Raw genomic sequence first — 20,068 nt, forward strand, 5'->3', positions numbered from 1 at the left:
GCGGGCATTCTGGATGTCCTTGAGAGACAGGAGCCGTGGAGCGGGATAGTCTGTTGCGGGTCGGCGACGCAGTGCGACACCGAACCGCAAGGTGGCATTCACGTCGTGTTGTCGTCGTGTTCCCCGGCCCCTAGCGGAAGCTGAGCGACTTCCTCGTGTCTGACACCAGATTCTCTCCACCGGCCACGCCCACGCCGAATTCGGCGGGTCCGGAAGAGGGAGGTGGGCCCGCCAACACGGGCGCGCGGTGGCCGCTGCCCGAGGAGGCCTTCTGGAGCGAGCGGACCGACCCGCATGGAGTCCTGCCGGACGACCAGACCGACCCGGGCGGAGAGCGCACCGGGGGTGGTGAGCGGGCCGGAGCGCGGGAGGCCGGGACGGACGAGGGTGCCCGAGTGCGCCGGGTCGCGACGGACGAGCGGCCGCTGACGCAGCCCGAGCCCAAGGCGGAGGCGGAGCCGGCCAAGCGCAAGCGCGACCCGTTCCTCGACAACGTCAAGTTCGTCCTGATCGCGCTCGTGGTCGTCGGCCACTCGCTGGTGCCGACGCTGTCGGCAGACTCCTCCAGGGCCCTCTACATCTTCGTCTACACCTTCCACATGCCGTTGTTCGTGCTGATCAGCGGCTACCTGTCCAGGAACTTCTGGAACTCCAACGCCAAGACCAACAAGCTGGTCGACACGTTCCTGGTCCCCTACGTCATCGTCGAGGTCGGCTACGCCGCGCTGCGCTTCTCGCTGGGCCAGAAGTGGAGTCTGACGATCATCGACCCGGCGTGGCTCAACTGGTACCTGCTGGCGCTGCTGTTCTGGCGGTTGTCCACACCGGTGTGGAAGCGGATGAAATACCCCGTCCCGGTGGCGATCGCGATCTACCTGTTCGCCGGGTTCTCGCAGATCTCCGGCGACTTCAGCATGGACCGCTTCTTCGGCCTCCTGCCGTTCTTCGTGATCGGCCTGGTGATGCAGCCCGAGCACTTCGAGTTGCTCAACCGGCGGTGGATCAAGATCGTGTCGGTGGTCACGATCATCGGCGCGGCCGCGGTGGCGATCTACATCGCGCCGAGGGCGCCGCTCGACCCGTTCTACTTCAAGCACAGCTTCCAGGACATGGACCTGTCCTGGTACATGGGACTCGGCCTGCGCACCGGGCTGCTGGTGTGCTCGCTGGCCATGTGCTTCGCCGTGCTGGCGCTGGTGCCCAGGGGCGAGACGTGGTTCTCCGACCTCGGCACCCGCACGCTCTACTGCTATCTGCTGCACGGCATCCCGGTGCTGATCGCCAAGGAGATGGGCTGGCTGGAGTTCCCGTGGCTGCACGGGCCGCTCGGCGTGCTGGCGATCACTTCCAGCTGCTTCGCCCTGGCGATCGTGTTGTGCCTGCCGGAGACCAGGACGGTCTTCAAGTGGGTGCTCGAGCCCCGCCTCGTCTGGCTCTATCGCCGTCCCTCTCGAAGTTAAGCGACCGTTCCACCCGCATTAACGCCTTTGACCTGGTAGGCGCGGAGCATCGACACATGCGCGCATGTGTCGCCACAACAGTCCATCACCCCGAGGATGCCCGGATCATGCACAGGCAGATCAGGGCATTGCTCGATGCGGGCCACGAGGTGACCTACGTGGCGCCGTTCACCTATTACAACGTGACCCCGGTCATGGGGCTCACCGCGGTGGACGTGGCGCGCTCGGCCTCGTACGGCAAAGCACGCGCGGCGCTCAGGCGCGGCGTCAAGGGCGCCGACCTGCTGATCGTCCATGACCACCGGCTGCTGAGCGCAATGCCCTACCGGCGTCCTCCGGTCGTGTGGGACATGCGCGAAGAAGTCACCCCCAGGCAACTGGCCCGCGCCGAACGGCGCCACCGAGTGATCACCTCCGCGGTGGTGCCAGAAGCGACCCTGGTGTCGCCGAGCCCTCCCCCTCCAGGCGACACCAGGGTCGTGCACATCGGCCGGCTGTCGGTCGAGCGCGGCGTCAACGAGCTGATCGGCCTCGCCGAGCGCCTGGTGCCCCACGGCATCCGGCTGGACCTCATGGGGGCGGCCGAGCGCGACGTGCGCCCGCTGCTGCGGGACGCGCAGCGGGTCGGCCTGCTCGACTGGTTCGGGTACGTGCCCAACCGGCACGCGCTACGCATGGCCGAGGGCGCGCTGGCCGGCCTGTCACTGGCCGACGACACGGTACGCGAGGTGCCGACGAAGATCATGGACTACATGGGCCGCGGGCTGCCGGTGATCACCACGCCGCAGGGGGCCACGCTGGTGGAGGGCGCCGGCTGCGGGCTGGTCGTGCCGCTGGACGTGGATGCCGTGCTGAACGCCGTACTGGACCTGAAGGAGGACTCGGCGCGGCGGGTCAGGCTGGGCATCCAGGGCCACGCCGAGGCACGCCTTCGCCACCACTGGCCGGACCACGCGGCCGCCTTCGTGCGCCAGGCCGAGTCGTGGGCGGGCAAGCCCGCCACGCACGCTCTGGCCGTGTAGCCATGGCAAGCCGCGCCCGGGGTTGATGTACTGGGACCATGGCATCGCATCTGATCCAGGACCGGACGGTGGACATGCCTGTCCGGGTGAGAGACGCGGAGATCTGCAGCGCCTTCTACCCCGTGCGTGCCGACGCCGCCCGGGCGGTCATCGCGTACTCAGGGCTCGACGTGGCCGAGGCGCTGCCCGGCAAGGCCGTCTGCATACTGCTGTTCGTCGACTATCGCGACGGGGACCTCGACACCTATCACGAGTTCGGGATGGCCTTCCTGATCCGCCCTCCGGGCGGCACGGGAGCCAAGGGGCTCGCCGACCTGCGTCAGGCGGGGATCTTCGTGCACTGGTTGCCCGTGGACCAGCGGTTCACGCTGGACGCGGGGCGCACGATCTGGGGGTTCCCGAAAGAGCTCGCGGACATCGAGTTGCGGCTCGGCTCGCCGTACAAACGGTGCATCCTGCGTAAGGACGACAGGCTCGTGCTCGACATGCTGATCAAGCCGGGAATGCCTGTGCCGGGCGCCGCGGCGATGGCGCCGATGGACGCCTACACGCACCAGGACGGGGTCACGCGGCGCGTCCCCTGGTCCGTGCGCGCCCGTGGCGCGAGGATGCGGCCCGGCGGGGCGCTGATCCGTCTCGGCAACCATCCCATCGCCAAGGAGCTGAGCGAGCTGGGGCTGCCCAAGCGGGCCATGTTCACCACGACCGTCTCGCGCGCGGCGATGACGTTCGGCGCGGCGGTGGAGATCTGAGCTAGACGATCGGGGGGCGGCCGAGCTTCACCATGCGCCAGGCCGTCCGCCAGGCCATCGGCCGCCGCTCGCCCGCCGGGCTGCGCAGCCCCTCGACGAACCCGGCGAACCACGCCTTGAGCGCCGTCGTCGACCCGCGCTCGCGGACGAGGGTGAGCACCACCCAGTTGGTGAGGTAGAGCACCGCAAGCGGCCACGGCAGGTTGCGGCGGGCCAGCCAGACGCGGTTGCGGGCGTTGAGCCGGTAGAAGTTGGCGTGCCGGGTCGGGGGGACCTGCGGGTGGTACATCACCGTCTCGGCGTCGTATTCGATCCGGTAGCCCTCGCCGAGCAGCCGCCAGGCCAGGTCGGTCTCCTCGTGAGCGTAGAAGAACCGCTCGGGCAGGCCGCCCACCTGCAGGAACGCCGAGCGTCTGACGGCCGAGGCGCCGCCGAGGAAGGTCGTGACCGGCGAGGAGCGCTGCGGATCGCCCGCGCGCAGCCGGGGCACGTGCCGCCGCTGGCCGATGCCGCCGTCGGGGTCCATCACCCGGAAGGAGATCACCGCCAGGTCCGGCTCGGTGGCGAAGCGATCCCGAACGTGCGCGACGACCTTCTGTCCGGCGTACCAGCCGTCGTCGTCCAGGAACAACACGACGTCTCCCGAGCACTCCTCCACGCCGCGGTTACGGCCGGCGGGGATGCCCGCGTTGTGGTCGAGCCGGATCGACTTCACGACCGCGGCGGACCCCTCGGGTGGCGTGGCCGACACCTCGGGCACGTCGGCGCCGTTGCCCACGATCACCACTTCGACGTCGCCGTCGATCTGGTTGAGCGCAGACTCGACCGCCCGGTTCAGCTCCGCGACCCGGTTGCCCATGGTGAGAATGACACACGAGATCTTCAAGAGATCACCAGGCGGTCGTGGCATGCTTTCATGATCACCGAGTCTGTTCTGGGTACGGGTGAAGCTAAGCGTATCGGAACTGGGGATGAACCCCCACCGAACGGCGGACGTCCGATCAATACGACGGTCATCACACCCTTTTCGGTTCCGACATGGCATCACGCCAGGCGCCTCGAGGCGACGATGCTTACCAAATGCAGAACAACCTGTAGGCAAGCCGCTACGAAACACGCGACGAGCAGGACCCGTGTGGCCGGCAGGCCGCCGGTGAACTGATCGACGACCGCGGCCGCCAGAGCGAGCAGCGACAACTCGATCGGCTGCATGATCCGATGGAACTGTGTCGCCGCAAGCACCCGCCTGCCCAGCGCCAGCAGCCCGGAGCGGAACTGCACCGCAGACGCCTCGGTGGCGGCCGCCAGACCGCCCTTGGCCCGCGCCACCTCCACGAGGTCGGTCTCGGCCTTGATGAGGATGGCACCGAGCGCGGCGGCGACGCCGAGGACGGTATACCAATCGGGCATGACGGCCGACGCCCGCCAGCCCAGTCCGACCAGCAGCGCGGCCTCGGTGAAGTAGGCCCCGACGCGGTCCAGGTAGACGCCGACCAGCGAGGTCTTCCCCGTCCAGCGGGCCAGCTCACCGTCGGAGCAGTCCAGCAGCAGGTAGACCTGCACCAGCAGGGCGGCGACCACGACGGCCCACAGCCCAGGCAAGGCCAGCACGACACCGGCCACGATCCCGGCCAGCGTCATAAGCCAGGTGAGCTGGTTGGGCGTGACGGGAGTCTTGGCCATCAGCCAGGTGACGTAGATGGACAACCTGCGCATGTAGAGCACGCCTGCCCAGTGCTCGCCGTTCCTGCGGTCCAGGTGACCGGCGGGCTGGGCGACCCGCCGCAGCTCAGCGACCGAAGGCCCGGACATAGTCCCCCACTCGATCGCGGATCTCGTTGTCCTGCATGCGCAGGTGCTCCAGGATCGTGTAACGGCCGGGGCGAGTGGCCGGCGCCAGCGCGACGGCCTCGGCGAACTGCGCCTCGCTCAGCCCGATGTCGGCGGGGACGACCGGCAGCTCGTGCCGCCGCAGGCAGTCGACGACCTGCGTGACCCGTGCCTTGTCCTCCCTCAGGAAGAAGCAGAAGGCGGCACCGATGCCGGCGAGCTCGCCGTGGTTGGAGGTGCCGGGGAAGAGCTGATCCACGGCATGAAGGATCTCATGGTCTCCACCACTCGCGGGCCGTGAGGAGCCCGCGATCACCATCGACATGCCGGACAGGATCAGGGATTCGGCCAGCACGGTCAGGAACGCGTCGGACTCGATGGAGTCGGTGCGGCCGATGAGCGCCTCGGCGGACGTGCGGGCCATCGAGCAGGCCAGGCCGTCGATCGGCTCGCCCCGCTCGATGTTGCCGAGCTGCCAGTCCTCGATGGCCGACAGGTTGCTCACCACATCGCCCGCTCCGGCTCTGACCAGCGACTTCGGGGCGCTGTGCACGAAGTCCAGGTCCACCAGGATCGCCAGCGGCATCGGCACCCCGAACGAGCCCTTGCCGCCTTCGTACACCAAGGACGCCGTCGGGGAGCAGATGCCGTCGTGGGAGAGGTTGGTGGCCACCGCCACCATGGGGATGCCGGCCAGCGAGGCGGCGTATTTGGTGGCGTCGATCGTCTTGCCGCCGCCGACGCCCACCACGACCTCGTAGGCGGCTTTGCGCAGGTCCGCGCCGAGCGAGACGGCCGCGTCGACCGACCCGTCGGCCACCCTGAACACCTCGGCCTCGTGCAGTTGCGGCGCGATCAGGCTCTCGATGTGGTCGCCTTGGCCTGGGCCGACGGCCACGGCGACCCTGCCGGAGGTCGCCACCCGGCTGTCGGCCAGCAGAGCGCCGAGCTCTGCCACGGCGCCGCGCCTGACCTGCATGGTCAACGGCGCCGGCAACATCCTCGCGAGAAGCGGCATGCCCGCCCCCTCAGTAGCGAACGGCTATGGTGCGGGCCTTGGCCAGGTCGTCGTGGTTGTCCACCTCGACCCAGTCGACCTCGCCGATGGGCGCGGCGTGAATCGTCTCACCGCGCTCGACCATCTCCTGGTAGCCGTCCTCGTAGTAGAGCTGCGGGTCGCGCTCGAACGTGGCCTTCAGCGCGTCGGCCAGCCGCTCTCCGGCACTCGGCCTGATCAGGGTGGCGCCGATGTACTCGCCGTAGGCCTCGGCCGGGTCCATCAGCTTGGTGATGCGCCGCAGCGAGCCGTCGGGCGAGAGCGTGACCTTCATCTCCTCGTCGGCGAGCTTCTTGACGTCGTCGACGGCGAGCAGGATGTCGCTGGTCTCGGGGGCGGACAGGAGTGTCTTCTCGACCGAGACCGGGTGCACGGTGTCGCCGTTGACCAGCAGCGCGCCCTGGGAGAAGTAGTCGCGGGCGCACCACAGGGAGTAGGCGTTGTTCCACTCCTCGGCCTTGTCGTTGTGCACCAGGGTGAGCTTGACGCCGTACTTCTTCTCGAAGGCGTCCTTGCGCTCGTGCACGGCCTGAGCGGCGTACCCGACGATGATCACGATCTCGCGCAGGTCCACCTCGGCCAGGTTGCGCAGCGAGATGTCCATGATCGTCGTTTCACCGTCGACCGGCACGAGCGCCTTGGGCAGCGTGTCGGTGTACGGCCGCAGGCGTCGTCCGGCCCCAGCGGCCAGCACCATTCCCAGCAACGTGCACTCCTCAGTCGAGCATGTCGAGCATGACGTACGTAGGCCCAAAGGTTAGTTCCCTTTGGGCCCTCCGAGGGTAATCCGGCGTTAGTCTTGCGTTCCCATATCGGTCGCTTCTACCCCAGATCGGGGTGCGGCCAGCCAGCAGGTCAGGCTCTCCCAGCCGAACAACGCCCACAGGTAGAGCGCTAGCACGACATAACCGAAGGTCAACGACCCCATGAGGGCGACCAACGAGACCGCCATCATCCGGCCGTCCCAGCCGAGCCCCAGCGTGGCCAGCCACGACGGCGCGTAAACGCGCTGCCGCAGCCGATAGACCAGATCGTAGTGGTGAAACGCCAGCGCGCCGAGCAGCAGGAAGATCAGCACTGGGTTCAGCTCGTGGGCGAACCCGACCGCCACCACGAACGTGTACTCGATGACCCGCAGAATCGGCGGGACGAGCCAGTCGAGCCTGCCGTCGTGCGGATGCGTGCTGCCCGGACCGGCCAGCAGCAACGTCACGGCCGGCGCGAACACCGCGAGCCCGTCCGTGCCCGCCACGCCGAGCAGCAGCAGCACGCCGGTGACGAACGTGCCCGCGAGCACCGGCGGCAGCGGCGGCAGCTGGCCGGCCACGAGCAGTCCCATGGCCCGCGAGAGCGGCCCGTCGTCGCGGTAGGCCACGACCGTGCTGTTGGGTACGGGGGCCATGTGCACCGGACTCATCGCGCCGACCTCATCATCCGTCCGGCAAGCTGGTAGAGGGCCGCCACGCCGCCCCAGCAGAGCAGGGAGAGGAACGTAACTCTGGCGTTCCAGAAGGCGGCGGTGACGGCGATCAGCGCGGTCCGCTCGCCGATGGGCAGCACGATGATCTTTTTGATCCAGTGGCCGACCACCCGGCGGCCCAGGGCCTGGCCCAGGCTGAGAAGGGTGATCTCCCGCCGGGCATCGGTCGACTCCAGCAGGGAGCGCGCCGGCCGGCACCAGCTCGCCCCGACCCGGGCCGCGTCGGCGACGGCCCCGGCGTAGGAGAAGTCGATGTAGTGCCGGACGATCTGCAGGATCGTCGCGGCCACGGCCAGGCGCCAGATCCCGGGGTCGGTGGAGCCGACGGCCAGGCCGATGTAGACGGCGTACTCCTTGAACCGGTCCGCCATGCCGTCCGCCCATGCACCGAGCGGCGAGAACGTGCGAGTGTAGCGGGCCAGCTGGCCGTCGAGGCAGTCGAGCACGAACGACAGGTAGAACAGCAGCGCCCCGAGCAGCCGCCCACCCTGGGTGCCCGCGGAGAACCACACGGCCGCCAGCAGGGCCAGGGCGACCGAGACGCCGGTGACGGTGTTGGGGGTGAGCTTGAGCTTGACGGCCGGCTTGATCAAGTAGCGCGACCAGGTGGACACGCAGAAGGTGGCGAAGAAGCCGTCGTTCTGCTTGACCGCGGTGTCGAGCCTGACCCTGGCCTCGTCCACGTCGGCCAGCGCGGCGACGGCGGTGTCGGCGGCGTGCTGGCCGGCCACCCGGTCGGCGTGCAGCAGCCCGATCGAGGCGGCGCGTACCGGCACGCCCGACCTGACCAGCCCGACCAGCAGCAGGTCCACTGCCTCGACCGGGGTGACGGGGCCGAGCTTGCCGGCGTCGGCGAGCTCGGCCAGTTCCTCGGCGATGTCGGCCAGCGTGCCGAGGTCGGACTCGCCGGCCTGCAGCAAGCCGCGGAAGGTGGCGTTCGCCTCTGGGACGACGTGGAAGGAGCTGCCCGCGGCGACGATCTTGCCGCCCTCGACGCGTACGGGCGGCCGCATGGGCCCCGTGATCGCGTTGGGGAAGATCAGCGCACCGGTGTCGTGCGCCGGATGCTCCAGCAGCAGCGCCAGTGCCTCGGCGTGGGCCACGAGATCGGCGGGGAGCACGGCGACGGCGCCCGCCGAGATCCGGGCGATCTTGGCGACGCCCCTGAGGTCGGCTCCGAGCCCGCCGTCCGGGGTGACCACCTGGACCTCGTTCACGGGCAGCATGGCGAGCTGGCCGGTGATCCGGTCGAGCAGCGTGCCGTCCCCGCAGGAGAGCCGGGCTGCCGGGGTCGTGGCGAGCAGCACGACCGACGTGGTCGTGCTCTCGCGAGTCGTGAACGAGTCAGGCAAAGCGCGGGTCTCCTCCCGGCCGGGGGATGGAGCACGTGGGCTTCGGGTGCGTAGCCCCAGCGTAGCGACAGGTCAAGGCAATATCACGGAACAGCGCCGTTACCCTGCAACTATGGATTCAAGGTCGGTTGGCGTGCTTTTGGCGGGCGGTGTAGGGCAGCGGGTGGGGTTGGCCACTCCCAAGCAACTCGCCGAGATCGCCGGAAAGACGATCATCGAGCACTCGATCGCCGTGTTCGAGAACGCGCCGGAGATCGACGAGATCGTGGTGCTGATGACGCCGGGCTACACCGACCGGGTCCGCGAGATCGTGGAAAAAGGCGGCTACGGCAAGGTCACCAAGATCGTGGAGGGCGGCGCGAGCCGTACCGAGAGCACGTGGCGGGCCCTGCAGGCGCTGGGCACACAGGAGTGCAACGTGCTGCTGCACGACGCCGTGCGGCCGCTCGTGGAGCCTCGGATCATCACCGAGTGCGTCAAGGCCTTGCGTACGCATCGGGCCGTCAACGTGGCCATCCCGAGCTCCGACACCGTCCTGGTGGCCGTGCCCGGGCCGGACGGCGAGGTCATCGGCGAGGTGCTGGACAGGTCGCGGCTACGGCGCAGCCAGACGCCGCAGTGCTTCAAGCTGTCGGTGATCAGGCAGGCGTACGAGCGGGCGTTCGCCGATCCTGATTTCGGCAGCCGCCCGGCCACCGACGACTGCGGCGTGGTGCTGCGTTACCTGCCGGAGGTGCCGATCCACCTGGTGCCGGGCAGCGAGCACAACATCAAGGTCACACACCCCGCCGACCTGCGGATCGCCGAGCTGCTCTTCCGGCTGGCCGCCGAGCGGCCAATGGCATAAGGGTCAAGTGTGTGAATAACGCCGCGTTGCAGGCGTGTGGGTAGATGCCACTTGACCTGAAGCTTGTTACCGTGCGATCACATGAGGAAACTCATCGTGATCGCGGCTCTGATCGTCTGCTACCCCGTGCTGCTGGTGTCGGCGCTCTGGCCGGCGCCGCTGCTGTTCGGGGTGGTGGCCGCGCTCTCCTACGCCGCCGAGTACGCCACGCCGCGCGTCGCCAGACGGCTGATCGACGTGCTCGGCAAGGTGCACCTGGGGATGACGCTGCGGTTCGTGGCCAGGCAGACGGCGGCACTGCTTCTGGTGGCGCGGACGGCGGGTCCGGATTCGCCGTGGTTCGTGGCGCTGGCGGCGGGGATGTTCGGGATTCACGGGGTGCGTGCTGTGCACACCGGGCTGGCTCTGCGGCTCAGGCTGATCCTCAGCAGGATGCCGGTCACCACCCGCAACCTGGACGTGTCGGCGCTGCACATCCCGAAGATGCCGCCGGGCTGGCTGGGTGACGCCCGCAGCGTGCGTTTCCTCTACCTGGACGTCCTGCCGGTGCTCGGGGCCGCGGCCGGCGCCCTCGTGGCGGCCTGCGGTGCGGCCCTGGCCCTCGTGGCCGGCACCGCCGGCGCGCTGACGCTGATCCCGTACGTGCGCCGGGCCATGCCGCTCACCGACAAGGCCCGGGCCATCCAGGTCGTGAGCGAGCAGGTCAGGGCCTACCGCCCGGAGGTCATCCTGTACTTCTCCGGCGCCACCGCGGCCGCCTACCAGGCCAGGATGTGGCTGCCGACACTGGAGCGCATGGACCGGCGGGCCATCGTCGTGCTGCGCGAGCGCGGCATGGCCGCCCACCTGGAGCCCACGACGCTGCCGATGGTGTGCATCCCGTCCTCGGCCGACCTGATGAGCTTCCACGAGCTCTTCAGCGCCAAGTTGTGCCTGTACGTCTCCAACGTCGGCAGGAACGTCCACATGTTGCGAATCCCCACCCTGCGCAGCGCGTTCCTCAACCACGGGGACAGCGACAAGGAGGCGTCGTTCAACCCGTTCTCCCGGGTCTACGACGAGGTATGGGTGGCCGGGCCCGCGGGACGCGACCGCTACCGGCGGGCCAAGGTGGGCGTCCGGGACGAGACCATTCACGAGATCGGCCGGCCGCAACTGGAGGGCATTTCGACGGAGGGGCCCGGGCTGCCGTACCGGACCGTCCTGTACGCCCCCACCTGGGAAGGTTGGAACGACGACCTGTTCCACACGTCACTGATCACCATGGGGCCGCGCATCGTCCGGGCGCTGCTCGAACACGACCCGCCACTCCGCGTGATCTACAAGCCGCACCCGCTCACCGGATACCGCGACAAGAGCGCCCTGCGCGCGCACCGGAAGATCGTCACCATGATCGAGGCGGTCGAACTGGCCAAGTCGCAGGCCAGGCACCCGTCCCGGGCGGCCGGGTCGACGCCGCGGATCACGCACATGGTCGTCACCGGCCCCGAGCCGCACCTGTACGACTGCTTCAACGAGTGCGACCTGCTGATCAGCGACATCTCCAGCGTCGTGGCCGACTTCCTGGCCAGCGAGAAGCCGTACGCCGTGACGAACGTCGCGGGCCTGCCCGAGCGCGCCTTCCACGAGCGTTATCCGAGCACCGAGGCAGGCGTGCTGCTGGGTGAGGACCTGGCCGGGCTCGCGGAGTTCCTCGACGAGGAGGACACGCTTGCCCGGGCCAGGATCAAGCTCAGGAGTTATCTGTTCGGGCCGGAGTATCCCGACGCGCTGACCCGCTTCAACGCGGCGGTCGAGCGGGTCATGACTTCGGCGGGCGGGCCAGCTTCTTCGGGCTCGTGAGGAAGCCCCACCCCCAGGAGCAGTGCATGGTGGCGTACACGATCGGCAACCGCAGCCGCGCCGCAGGGGACAGCCCGCCGCCGGTCGCCGCCGAGCCCGCCACGATGGCGAGCGCGTAGCCGCCGGGGATGACCAGCGCGAGCGGGAAGAACGGCGCGACGACCAGCCCCAGCAGCATGGCCAGCACCGCGACGGGCGGCGCCAGATAACGTAGGTTGATCGTGCCCTCATGGGTGCGCGCGACCACGCGCCGCCAGCGGCCGTAGTGGAAATACTGCTTGGCCAGCGCCTTGACGTTGGGCCGCGGCCGGTAGGAGACCCGCATGGCCGGCTGGAACCAGACCAGCCCGCCGCTCTGGCGGATGCGGTGGTTCATCTCCCAGTCCTGGGCCCGCTGGAAGTGCTCGTCGTAGCCGCCCACCCGGTCGAGCGCCGAGCGGCGGAAGACGCCGAGGTAGACGGTGTCGGCTGGGCCGGCCGTGCCGCCCACGTGGAACGCGGCCGCGCCCACGCCGATCTTGGACGTCATGGCGCAGGCCACGGCCTGCTCGAAGGGTGTGATGCCCTCGGCGGCCATGATGCCGCCCACGTTGTCGGCGCCGGTCTCCGCCAGCGTCTCGACCGCGATGCGCAGGTAGTCGGGGGGCAACATGGCATGCCCGTCCACCCTGGCGATGATGCCGTTACGGGAGGCGGCGATCGCGGCGTTGAGCGCGTTGGGGGTGCGGCCCGTCGGGTTGGGCACCACGGTCACCCTGGGGTCGGCCGCCGCGATGGCGTCGGCGACCTCCTGGGTGCGGTCTTGGGACGGACCCACGGCGAGCACGACCTGGATGTCGCCGGGGTAGCTCTGGGCGAGGACCTGGTCGACGGCCTCGCGAAGGTGCCGCTCCTCGTTGAGGACCGGCATGACGACGGATATGGGGGGCCAGGCGCGCGTTTCCGCAGGCGCCTGCGGCGAGTCGGGGAACTGCTTCATGGCGGGGCTCACGCTACTGTACCGGCAGGGGAGGAGGGCAATCGAAAGCCCGATCCTCCGCGGGTGACCTGAGGGGGACGGCATGCGCGACGTGGGCGAGGAGGACGCCGGAGTACTCGTGGGCGGCGACGCCTACGGTGGCGTCAGGCTCCCACCCGGCCGGACGCGCAGGCCCTTCAAGAGGAGCGCCAAGGCACGCCGGCGCAACGTGATCGCGGCCGGGTTCCTGTCCACGTGCGTGCTCGTCACCACGGGCGTGGTGTGGGCGACTCCGCGCCAGATCGGCACCGTGGACGCGGGCGTGACCGCCCCCTCCCGCGGCGCCGAGAACATCCTGCTGGTCGGCGTGGACAAGCGCGACGACCTCACCCGCCAGCAACAGAACCGGCTCAAGCTGGGCCGCGAGGCCGGCCAGCGCACCGACACCATGATGGTGATCCACTTGTCCGAGGACCACCGCCGGGTCACCGTGGTGAGCCTGCCCCGCGACACCTGGACGACGGTCCCCGGCAAGGGCGAGCACAAGATCAACTCCGCGTACCAGTTCGGCGGGCCCAAGCTCACCAAGCAGACCGTGGAGTCCGCCACCGGGCTGGAGATCAACCGCTACATCGAGGTCAACATCCTCGGCTTCATCGACGTCGTGGACTCGCTCGGCGGCGTCACGGTGTGCACGCCGGTGCCGATCAACGATCCGAAGACCGGGCTCAACCTGGCTGCGGGCACTCACCAGCTGAACGGCGTGCAGTCGCTCGGCTACGCCCGCACACGGGCCACCGCCCGCTCCGACCTCGACCGCATCGACCGGCAGCAGCAGGTCATCTCGGCCCTGCTCAACAGGGCGCTGAGCGCCGGCACGCTGGCCAATCCGGGCAAGCTGGCCTCGTTCGTCAACTCGACGCTCAGCACGGTGAAGGTGGACCCGGACGACGGGCTGCTGGGACTGGCCACGCAGCTCAGGGACGTGTCGCTGGAGGACGTGAAGTTCGCCGAGGTGCCGCTGACCAACGTCGACTTCAAGGCCCCCACGGGCGAGTCGGCGGTGTTGTGGGACAAGCAGGCGGCCCGCGACATGTTCGCCAAGATCAACGCTGACCAGGACCCCTCCAAGCCAACGCCTACGGTCTCTCCTTCGGCTTCCGCCAAGCCCTCGCCCATCGCGCCGGGGAACATCTCGCTCAAGGTCAAGAACGGCACGCTCATCACGGGCCTCGGGGCTCGTACGAAATCGGAGCTGGTCGCGTACGGCTTCAAGGTCCCGAAGGAGCCGGGCAACACCACGAAGAAGGACTACAAGAAGACCGTCATCCGGTACGCCGCCGGCCAGGAGACCGCCGCTCGCGTGGTGGCCGCCGCCATTCCGGGGGCGGAGTTGAAGAAGGCCGATGTCGAGGGCATCGAGGTCATCGTCGGGAGTGATCGGCCGTCCATTCGGAAACAGAAGTCCACTACTGCCCCAACTGCTCAGCCGCGCGTTACAACTACGACAGAAACGGCAATGCAGAACATATGTAAGAAGTAATCATAACTTTTCGCATATTGGGCAGGTGAGGCCCATGGTGGTCAGGTGTTGGCGGGAGGACCCCTGTATGGTTCTGCACGTCGTCGGTGATCTCGATGTGGCAGGTGCTCCCCGGTTGCGGGCCGAATTGGAGCAGGCGATCGCCGAGGCGGACCCGCCCAATCTGGTCGTCGACCTGACTGAGGTGCCGTTCTGTGACTCCGTGGGCCTGGGCGTGCTGGTGGCCACGCTCAACCGCATCCATCACATCCGCGGCCGCATGATCCTTGTGCTGGGCCCCGGTATGATCCGGCACCTGCTGATGATCACGAACCTCGACCGGCATTTCGAGACCAGCGAATCGATCGCCGACGCCCGCACGGCACTCGGCAGCGCCGCCTGACGACTGCTCCGCAGCCTAGGCACGATGGGCCCGAGAAAGATCATCCCCCGACGTCTCGCTCAGGCCGGGCCTCACCCAGGTCCCTGGTCGCCCCCGACGACCATTCGCCGATGTCCCCACTGCCATGGGCCTTCCTGCGTGCTGGATACTCGGAGATCGGCCGGGTGTTCCGCTACTGCTGGAGGCGATCATGAGACTTGGCGTGATGTTCGACCGGGACCTGCCACCCGAGCAGCTCATCCCGTTCGCCAAGGCGCTGGACGAGACGACTGTCGACGACCTGTGGGTGGTGGAGGACCTGGGCTGGACCGGCGGCATCTCCTCGGCCGCCACCGCCCTCGCCGTCACCTCCCGACTGCGCGTCGGCATCGGCATCGCCCCCGCTCCTCTGCGTAACCCGATGCTGCTGGCGATGGAGCTGGCCAATCTGGCCCGCGTGCATCCCGGCCGGCTGGCGGCGGGGATCGGGCACGGCGTACAGGACTGGATGCGCCAGGTGGGCGCAGCCCCGCCCTCGCCGCTCGCCCTCCTGGAGGAGACGGTCACGGCGGTCCGCGCGTTGCTGCGCGGCGAGACCGTCACCCTGCACGGCAAGTCCGTGCACCTGGACGGGGTTTCGCTGGTGCATCCGCCCGCTGTGGTGCCACCCGTGCTGACCGGGGTGAAGAGCCCGCGCTCGCTGGCGTTGTCGGGGCGCGTGGCGCAGGGGACGATCGTGCCCGAGGGCATCGGTCCCGCCCAGGTGCCGGGGATTCTGGAGCAGATCGGGGCCGCGGATGGCGCGGACCACGAGCTGGTGGTCTTCACGTTCCTGCACACCGAGGCGGACGGTTCGCAGGTCGCCCAACCCGTGGTGGAGGGGCAGGCGTCGTTCCTGGGGGTGGCTCCGGAGGATGTGGTGATGGCTGACGGGTCGCCGGAGCTGGCGGCGGCGCAGGTCAAGAGTTTGTGGGCGGCGGGGGCGGACACGGTGGCGGTGCGGCCGCTCGGCTCCGACCCGCTGCGCCACGTCACGGCGCTGCTGTCGGCCTTGTAGCGGCCGACGCCGTACGGCCCTGCGCCGTCCGTCGCCGGGGCCGTACGGCGCGCCGCTCCAGACCGCCCCCAGGGCCGCGCCTCCAACGAGGGAAGGACCAAATGGCCGATGGTGCTCGGTCGTATGGCCGATGAGCCGTGAGCGGCGCCCGGCCACGATCGACCCATGAGGCGAATCGCAGCATTAACGGCATGCGCGGCGACGGTGGCACTGGCCACGAGCGGTTGCGGCGGCCTGGATCTGGATGCCGAAGAGGTGCGCTCAGCACAGTCGTTCCCCGTGAACGGGACCTCTCTGAGGATCATCTCCTCTCTGGGCGGCGTCCGCGTACTCGCCGGCACCGGCAGCACCGTCGAGGTGGAACGGTGGGTACGCGGCAAGGCCGCCGACGACGGCGGCGCCGCCTGGTCCCTGCGGGACGGCACCCTCCGGCTCAGCGCGAACTGCACCATGGTCTTCGGCGACTGCGGCGCCCGCTACCACGTCAAGGTCCCGCCGGGCGTACGGCTGTCGATCGACGCGGCGGACGGCGTCATCCTGAAGGACCTCCCGCAGGACGTGGACGTGACCAGCCGGGATCGCATCCAGGTGTCCGGCACCTCGGGAAAATTGCGGCTGCGCAGCGAGGGCCCGATCACGGGTGACGGGCTGAAGTCTGCGACCGTCCGATGCCGGACCCTGGACGGCGCGATCGACCTCTCCTTCACGAGCGCACCGGCCAACCTGGACCTCCAGTCCAGCGATGGCAAGGTGACGGCGACCGTGCCGAAGGGCTCCTATGCGGTGACGGCGAACAGCACGGACGGCAGCGAGCGCTCCGAGATCAAGAACGACTCCAAGGCCACTAGCAAGATCGTCGCCCGCAGCACCTCGGGAAACGTCCGCATCCTGGCCAGGTGACCCCGGCGCCGCCCGGCATCCCCGGCGGCCGCTCTCGAATGAGGCACCGCAGGCGCACGACGAGTGCCCCGGCGCCAAAGTCTGATCAGCCGACCCGCTCGAAGGGCGTCGGCGTCCGGCCCGTCCAGCGGTACAGCTGGGCGGTGCCGGTCTGCTTGGTGACGCCGCCCTCCGTGACGGTCCCGGCCTTGGAGACGTAGTACCGGCCGCCGCCCAGCGAGATCAGGCCGTACTCGCCGGTGAACTCCCACCCTCGCACGCCGGACGCGTCATGCTGCAGGCCGCCCGGCGCCAGGGTGAGCAGGTCGCCCTGCTCCGGCCGGGGCTGCCCGACGATGTCCCCCTTCCTGGGCCGCTCGCCGCCGTCGACCATGAAGAACGAGTAGTTGGGGAACTGCGGCTTCTTGCCCTTGTACACGGCCATCATCCAGTTGCCGGTGTGCTCGTCGTACTCGAGGTTCTGCACGCCGTACGTGGTGTTGCCGGTGTAGGCGAAGTACTTGCCGTCGACGCGCTCCGGTCCGCTGGTGTGCGGGGCGCTCTCGGTGAGCGGCTGCTCGTACTTCCTCCACTGCTGGATGTCGTACTGGAGCAGGACCTGGTGGTCGTTGTCCTGCCGGTCCACGTTCGAGTAGATGCCGTACGCCACCGTCAGCTTCTGCTTGCCGTGCTTCTTGCCGAACTCGGGGCCGAAGGACACGCCGTCGATGCCGCTGCAGCCGTACCGGTGGTCGGGGGTGTTGGCGATGTTGCCGTCGAACTTGCCGTCGCCGTTCATGTCCGCTACATAGTCGGCCACGACCTCCTTGAGGTAGACCGTCTTGACGACGTCGGTGGTCTGGGCGTCCATGTTCATGCTGGTGATGCGGTCGACGTCGAAGATCGCGATATAGAACGACTCCTGCGCCTTGTACTCCAGCGAGCCGTACACGCGCCCGTCCTGGGCGTTGAAGTCCAGGTCGCCGAGGTGTCCGGTGAAGCCCGTCACGGAGCCGACCGGGTTGCCCTTGAGGTCGGTCTTGACGAGGAGGTTGGTGAAGGAGAAGTACATGAACCCCTTGCGCTGGTCGATGGCCATGCCCTGCACGTGCCCGGCGGCCCAGGCGCCTCCGTAGATCTCTTTCGGCAGGTCGATGGGGGTGGCTGTGGCCGGGGCTGAGAAGAGGCCGAAGGTGGCGGTGGCGGCGAGGGTGAGCGTCAGGACTTTACGCATGGTGCGGTACCCGTCTTCGGTTGTGGATCTTACCGTGACGAGACGTTAGCCCTCCGTCATGACAATGTCTGACAAATCCGTAAACCGACAGTGAAATACGGCCGAACTGCCCTCTTCTAGGACCGTCACCGTCAATACAGCCCATTTGGCCTTCCGCGCGACAGGATCCGCCGTGGCCGCCCAGGCTCCTGAGGGCTGGCGCCACCACGTCGACCTCGCTCTTGTGGACCTCTGGGAGGCACTTCACGAGATGAGGCATACAACTGCGGCGTGGAGACCGAACCAGGAGAGGTTTGGTCGTGGCAGCAGTCACGAGATCATGTCGGACTATGACCATCGACTCCCCGCGGGCCGCATGGCGGCGACTCGACAAGCAAGTGCGCCGAGAGCTGTTGCGCGCCACGCAGCGGCACCCCGATCCCCAGGTGGCGGCCGTTGCGGCGGCCTACGCGCGGTCGATGCTCGGCTTGAGCGGCTACTTCCGCCGCCTGGTGCTGCCGGCTCTGCTGCTCGTATTGCTGCTCCTGGTGGCGCTCACCGCATCTGTGATCGCCACGTTCGCGGCCTCCGTCGAGGACTCCCGTTTCCAGTTGGTCGCCCTCGTGCTGTGGGTGGCGGGGGTCATCTGGTTCGTCCAGCGTGATTTGCGGCGGCTGAAGGCGCTGATGCGCATGGAGTACGCCAACAGCCCGGCCGTGTCCGTCACTCCGCCGGCCTCCGGCCCCGCCGCCCCGTTGGTGGTTCGCTACGACATGAAGCAGGTGCGCCGCGACTGGGCGCTGGCCGGCCTCTTCCCAGGGGCTCTGGTCGTCGTCGCGCTGGTGGTCGGTCCGCCGGCCGTCTCCATCCCGCTGCTGGCGCTGGCCGTGATCGGCGGCATCGTCCTGCTGTCGGTACGACTCGACAAGCCCGTGCTCGTGCTGGCCGAATCGGGCGTCTCGCTGCCCCGCCACGGCTTCACCGTGCCCTGGCCGCAGATCTCGGCCATCCGCCTGATGCCCCTCCCGCGGGGGACCGGCCGCAGCGGCTCCCACCGCATCGTGGGCTTCGTGCTGGCTGACGAGAAGCACACCCTGCGCACGGCCCCGCCCCGGTTGGCCAAGCAGATGCGGCGCTCCAAGAGCTACTTCGGCAACCCCTTGGTCATCGCCGACAAGTCCCTGACCAGCGACGCCGCGGCCATCGTCCAGGCGGCTCGCGCTCTGGCCGACGTGCCCTCCGAATGAGCGCGCCGGGCCGACGGACTTCAGGTCACTTCGGCGGGGCAGCACCTTGAAGTCGACTGGTCGGCCTCCGAAAAGCCGCGCCGGCCAGCAGGGTGAGCCGCCTCTGCCAGGTGGGATCGCGCAGCTCAGCTGGATCCGACGCCGTCCACGACGCCCACCACGTCCGAGATCGGGATCGTGCCGCGTTCTGAGGTCTGCCTGTAGGAGCGTGAGTCCAGGGAAACGTCGCGAGCCCACCCGTGCATCGGCGATGCTGTGACGCGTGGAGTACGTGTCCAGAGTGCCGCGACCGCCGCTGGACGGGCTGATCGACGACCTTTACTACCTGGAGGGTGCGCCGCCGTACGCCCGGCTGACGCTGCCGCCGATGCCAGCGGCGCTGCTCATCGTCAACCTCGGGGCGCCGTTCCGCATCCGCGCCGGCACCGACATCGAGACGGCCGAGTACGCCGACGGCTGCGTGGTCACCACACCGACCCGCGCCTTCGAGTTCGGCTACCCACCGGGGACCCGGTCGGTGGGCGTGCACTTCAAGCCGTGGGGGCTGGCGCCGTTCCTGCCGATGCCCGCGGCCGAGCTGTGCGACCGGCCGGTGACGGTGGAGCAGGTCTGGGGCCGCCCCACCACCGCTGAGCTGCGAGACCGGCTGGCCACGGCTGTCGGGCCGCACGAGATGCTGACGCTGCTCGAGGAGGAGCTGATGCGACGGCTGTGCGAGACCGCCGGCTTGGGGCTGGTCCGCCATACGAGCAGCGTCATCGCGGCGACCAGCGGGGCGGTGGCGATCGGCGACCTGAGCGTGGCAGCCGGTGTCAGCAGCACTCATCTGGCACAGCGGTTCAAGGAGCTCATCGGCGTCACGCCGAAGCGGCTGGCCCGCACCTACCGCTTCGCCGCCACCGTGTTCGCGATCAACCCCGCCGGACCGATCGACTGGGGCGACCTCGCCGGTGGCGCAGGCTACTTCGACCAGGCCCACTTCGGCCACGAGTTCCGGGCGTTCACCGGGCTCACGCCGACCCGGTACGTCGAAGTCCGGCGGCGGTTCCTGCGCGAACATCCCGGCCACGCGCTGGACGGCTGGCCGCTGCCGGCCGATTGATTTCTTACAAGAGCGACAGCTCACGACACGCTAATTTGGGGGCACCCCATAGCAGAGGAGAGCCCC

The 20,068-nt window shown here is 69.0% G+C and carries 19 protein-coding genes; 11 read left to right on the plus strand and 8 right to left on the minus strand.

All coding sequences use genetic code 11. The features are described from left to right. Nucleotides 1-155: 155 nt before the first annotated feature. From ACTWPT_RS05785 to ACTWPT_RS05795, 3 genes are all read left to right on the plus strand, one after another. Nucleotides 156-1,460 carry an acyltransferase family protein gene (locus tag ACTWPT_RS05785; RefSeq protein WP_443176185.1) on the plus strand — a complete coding sequence of 435 codons (1,305 nt, stop codon included), beginning with the start codon at nt 156-158 and terminating at the stop codon, nt 1,458-1,460. Between the two features lie 107 nt (nt 1,461-1,567). Then, complete coding sequence (locus ACTWPT_RS05790) at nt 1,568-2,482, plus strand: glycosyltransferase (protein ID WP_443176186.1); 915 nt, start codon at nt 1,568-1,570, stop codon at nt 2,480-2,482. Nucleotides 2,483-2,520: 38 nt separating this feature from the next. Next, entirely contained in the window at nt 2,521-3,234 is a 714-nt protein-coding gene (locus tag ACTWPT_RS05795; RefSeq protein ID WP_443176187.1) for an acetoacetate decarboxylase family protein, read from the plus strand. A gap of 1 nt (nt 3,235) precedes the next feature. On the opposite strand, the gene ACTWPT_RS05800 is transcribed toward ACTWPT_RS05795, so the two are convergent. From ACTWPT_RS05800 to ACTWPT_RS05825, 6 genes are all read right to left on the minus strand, one after another. Beyond that, nucleotides 3,236-4,120, minus strand: coding sequence for a glycosyltransferase family 2 protein (locus tag ACTWPT_RS05800; protein WP_443176291.1), 885 nt, complete (start codon nt 4,118-4,120; stop codon nt 3,236-3,238). A gap of 158 nt (nt 4,121-4,278) precedes the next feature. After that, complete coding sequence (locus tag ACTWPT_RS05805) at nt 4,279-5,046, minus strand: CDP-alcohol phosphatidyltransferase family protein (RefSeq protein ID WP_443176188.1); 768 nt, start codon at nt 5,044-5,046, stop codon at nt 4,279-4,281. Continuing rightward, the gene (locus ACTWPT_RS05810; protein ID WP_443176292.1) at nt 5,024-6,064 is read right to left on the minus strand and encodes an iron-containing alcohol dehydrogenase family protein; all 1,041 of its coding nucleotides are present in this window, start codon (nt 6,062-6,064) and stop codon (nt 5,024-5,026) included. The genes ACTWPT_RS05805 and ACTWPT_RS05810 overlap by 23 nt, the downstream gene beginning before the upstream one ends. Before the next feature lie 28 nt (nt 6,065-6,092). Continuing rightward, nucleotides 6,093-6,827: a phosphocholine cytidylyltransferase family protein gene (locus tag ACTWPT_RS05815; RefSeq protein ID WP_443176189.1), complete on the minus strand. Its 735-nt coding sequence runs from the start codon at nt 6,825-6,827 to the stop codon at nt 6,093-6,095. A gap of 87 nt (nt 6,828-6,914) precedes the next feature. After that, nucleotides 6,915-7,538 carry a DUF5941 domain-containing protein gene (locus tag ACTWPT_RS05820; protein ID WP_443176190.1) on the minus strand — a complete coding sequence of 208 codons (624 nt, stop codon included), beginning with the start codon at nt 7,536-7,538 and terminating at the stop codon, nt 6,915-6,917. Then, nucleotides 7,535-8,953 carry a CDP-alcohol phosphatidyltransferase family protein gene (locus ACTWPT_RS05825; protein WP_443176191.1) on the minus strand — a complete coding sequence of 473 codons (1,419 nt, stop codon included), beginning with the start codon at nt 8,951-8,953 and terminating at the stop codon, nt 7,535-7,537. Before ACTWPT_RS05825 ends, ACTWPT_RS05820 begins: the two co-directional genes overlap by 4 nt. Before the next feature lie 133 nt (nt 8,954-9,086). Between ACTWPT_RS05825 and ACTWPT_RS05830 the strand changes: the two genes are divergently transcribed. Next, the gene (locus ACTWPT_RS05830; RefSeq protein WP_443176192.1) at nt 9,087-9,800 is read left to right on the plus strand and encodes an IspD/TarI family cytidylyltransferase; all 714 of its coding nucleotides are present in this window, start codon (nt 9,087-9,089) and stop codon (nt 9,798-9,800) included. A gap of 81 nt (nt 9,801-9,881) precedes the next feature. Further along, entirely contained in the window at nt 9,882-11,642 is a 1,761-nt protein-coding gene (locus ACTWPT_RS05835) for a CDP-glycerol glycerophosphotransferase family protein (RefSeq protein ID WP_443176193.1), read from the plus strand. On the opposite strand, the gene ACTWPT_RS05840 is transcribed toward ACTWPT_RS05835, so the two are convergent. Then, nucleotides 11,602-12,621, minus strand: a complete 1,020-nt coding sequence (locus ACTWPT_RS05840) for a glycosyltransferase family 2 protein (protein WP_443176194.1) — start codon at nt 12,619-12,621, stop codon at nt 11,602-11,604. The two genes, ACTWPT_RS05835 and ACTWPT_RS05840, sit on opposite strands and share 41 nt — an antisense overlap. An 82-nt stretch (nt 12,622-12,703) precedes the next feature. Between ACTWPT_RS05840 and ACTWPT_RS05845 the strand changes: the two genes are divergently transcribed. From ACTWPT_RS05845 to ACTWPT_RS05860, 4 genes are all read left to right on the plus strand, one after another. After that, complete coding sequence (locus tag ACTWPT_RS05845) at nt 12,704-14,143, plus strand: LCP family protein (RefSeq protein ID WP_443176195.1); 1,440 nt, start codon at nt 12,704-12,706, stop codon at nt 14,141-14,143. A 67-nt stretch (nt 14,144-14,210) separates the two neighbouring features. Further along, nucleotides 14,211-14,525 carry an STAS domain-containing protein gene (locus tag ACTWPT_RS05850; protein ID WP_443176196.1) on the plus strand — a complete coding sequence of 105 codons (315 nt, stop codon included), beginning with the start codon at nt 14,211-14,213 and terminating at the stop codon, nt 14,523-14,525. A gap of 190 nt (nt 14,526-14,715) precedes the next feature. Beyond that, the gene (locus ACTWPT_RS05855; RefSeq protein WP_443176197.1) at nt 14,716-15,561 is read left to right on the plus strand and encodes an LLM class flavin-dependent oxidoreductase; all 846 of its coding nucleotides are present in this window, start codon (nt 14,716-14,718) and stop codon (nt 15,559-15,561) included. 165 nt (nt 15,562-15,726) lie between these two features. Continuing rightward, nucleotides 15,727-16,461 carry a DUF4097 family beta strand repeat-containing protein gene (locus ACTWPT_RS05860; RefSeq protein WP_443176198.1) on the plus strand — a complete coding sequence of 245 codons (735 nt, stop codon included), beginning with the start codon at nt 15,727-15,729 and terminating at the stop codon, nt 16,459-16,461. A gap of 85 nt (nt 16,462-16,546) precedes the next feature. Here ACTWPT_RS05860 and ACTWPT_RS05865 read toward each other — a convergent pair whose 3' ends face one another. Then, nucleotides 16,547-17,674: a hypothetical protein gene (locus ACTWPT_RS05865; protein ID WP_443176199.1), complete on the minus strand. Its 1,128-nt coding sequence runs from the start codon at nt 17,672-17,674 to the stop codon at nt 16,547-16,549. A gap of 329 nt (nt 17,675-18,003) precedes the next feature. On the opposite strand from ACTWPT_RS05865, the gene ACTWPT_RS05870 reads away from it, so the two are divergent. Both ACTWPT_RS05870 and ACTWPT_RS05875 read left to right on the plus strand, forming a co-directional pair. Beyond that, entirely contained in the window at nt 18,004-18,900 is an 897-nt protein-coding gene (locus tag ACTWPT_RS05870) for a hypothetical protein (protein ID WP_443176200.1), read from the plus strand. A 262-nt stretch (nt 18,901-19,162) separates the two neighbouring features. After that, nucleotides 19,163-20,002: a helix-turn-helix domain-containing protein gene (locus ACTWPT_RS05875; RefSeq protein ID WP_443176201.1), complete on the plus strand. Its 840-nt coding sequence runs from the start codon at nt 19,163-19,165 to the stop codon at nt 20,000-20,002. Nucleotides 20,003-20,068 lie beyond the last annotated feature (66 nt).

Origin of the sequence: Nonomuraea sp. 3N208 (genome assembly GCF_052245935.1) — a bacterium.
Lineage (GTDB): Bacteria > Actinomycetota > Actinomycetes > Streptosporangiales > Streptosporangiaceae > Nonomuraea.

Bases quoted from the DNA above. Each gene is read 5' to 3' on its own strand.
- ACTWPT_RS05810 (WP_443176292.1), bottom strand. From the start codon at position 6,064: ATGTTGCCGGCGCCGTTGACCATGCAGGTCAGGCGCGGCGCCGTGGCA.
- ACTWPT_RS05835 (WP_443176193.1), top strand. From the start codon at position 9,882: ATGAGGAAACTCATCGTGATCGCGGCTCTGATCGTCTGCTACCCCGTG.
- ACTWPT_RS05840 (WP_443176194.1), bottom strand. From the start codon at position 12,621: ATGAAGCAGTTCCCCGACTCGCCGCAGGCGCCTGCGGAAACGCGCGCC.
- ACTWPT_RS05795 (WP_443176187.1), top strand. From the start codon at position 2,521: ATGGCATCGCATCTGATCCAGGACCGGACGGTGGACATGCCTGTCCGG.
- ACTWPT_RS05865 (WP_443176199.1), bottom strand. From the start codon at position 17,674: ATGCGTAAAGTCCTGACGCTCACCCTCGCCGCCACCGCCACCTTCGGC.
- ACTWPT_RS05820 (WP_443176190.1), bottom strand. From the start codon at position 7,538: ATGAGTCCGGTGCACATGGCCCCCGTACCCAACAGCACGGTCGTGGCC.
- ACTWPT_RS05860 (WP_443176198.1), top strand. From the start codon at position 15,727: ATGAGGCGAATCGCAGCATTAACGGCATGCGCGGCGACGGTGGCACTG.
- ACTWPT_RS05790 (WP_443176186.1), top strand. From the start codon at position 1,568: ATGCACAGGCAGATCAGGGCATTGCTCGATGCGGGCCACGAGGTGACC.
- ACTWPT_RS05855 (WP_443176197.1), top strand. From the start codon at position 14,716: ATGAGACTTGGCGTGATGTTCGACCGGGACCTGCCACCCGAGCAGCTC.
- ACTWPT_RS05870 (WP_443176200.1), top strand. From the start codon at position 18,004: ATGACCATCGACTCCCCGCGGGCCGCATGGCGGCGACTCGACAAGCAA.
- ACTWPT_RS05850 (WP_443176196.1), top strand. From the start codon at position 14,211: ATGGTTCTGCACGTCGTCGGTGATCTCGATGTGGCAGGTGCTCCCCGG.
- ACTWPT_RS05845 (WP_443176195.1), top strand. From the start codon at position 12,704: ATGCGCGACGTGGGCGAGGAGGACGCCGGAGTACTCGTGGGCGGCGAC.
- ACTWPT_RS05805 (WP_443176188.1), bottom strand. From the start codon at position 5,046: ATGTCCGGGCCTTCGGTCGCTGAGCTGCGGCGGGTCGCCCAGCCCGCC.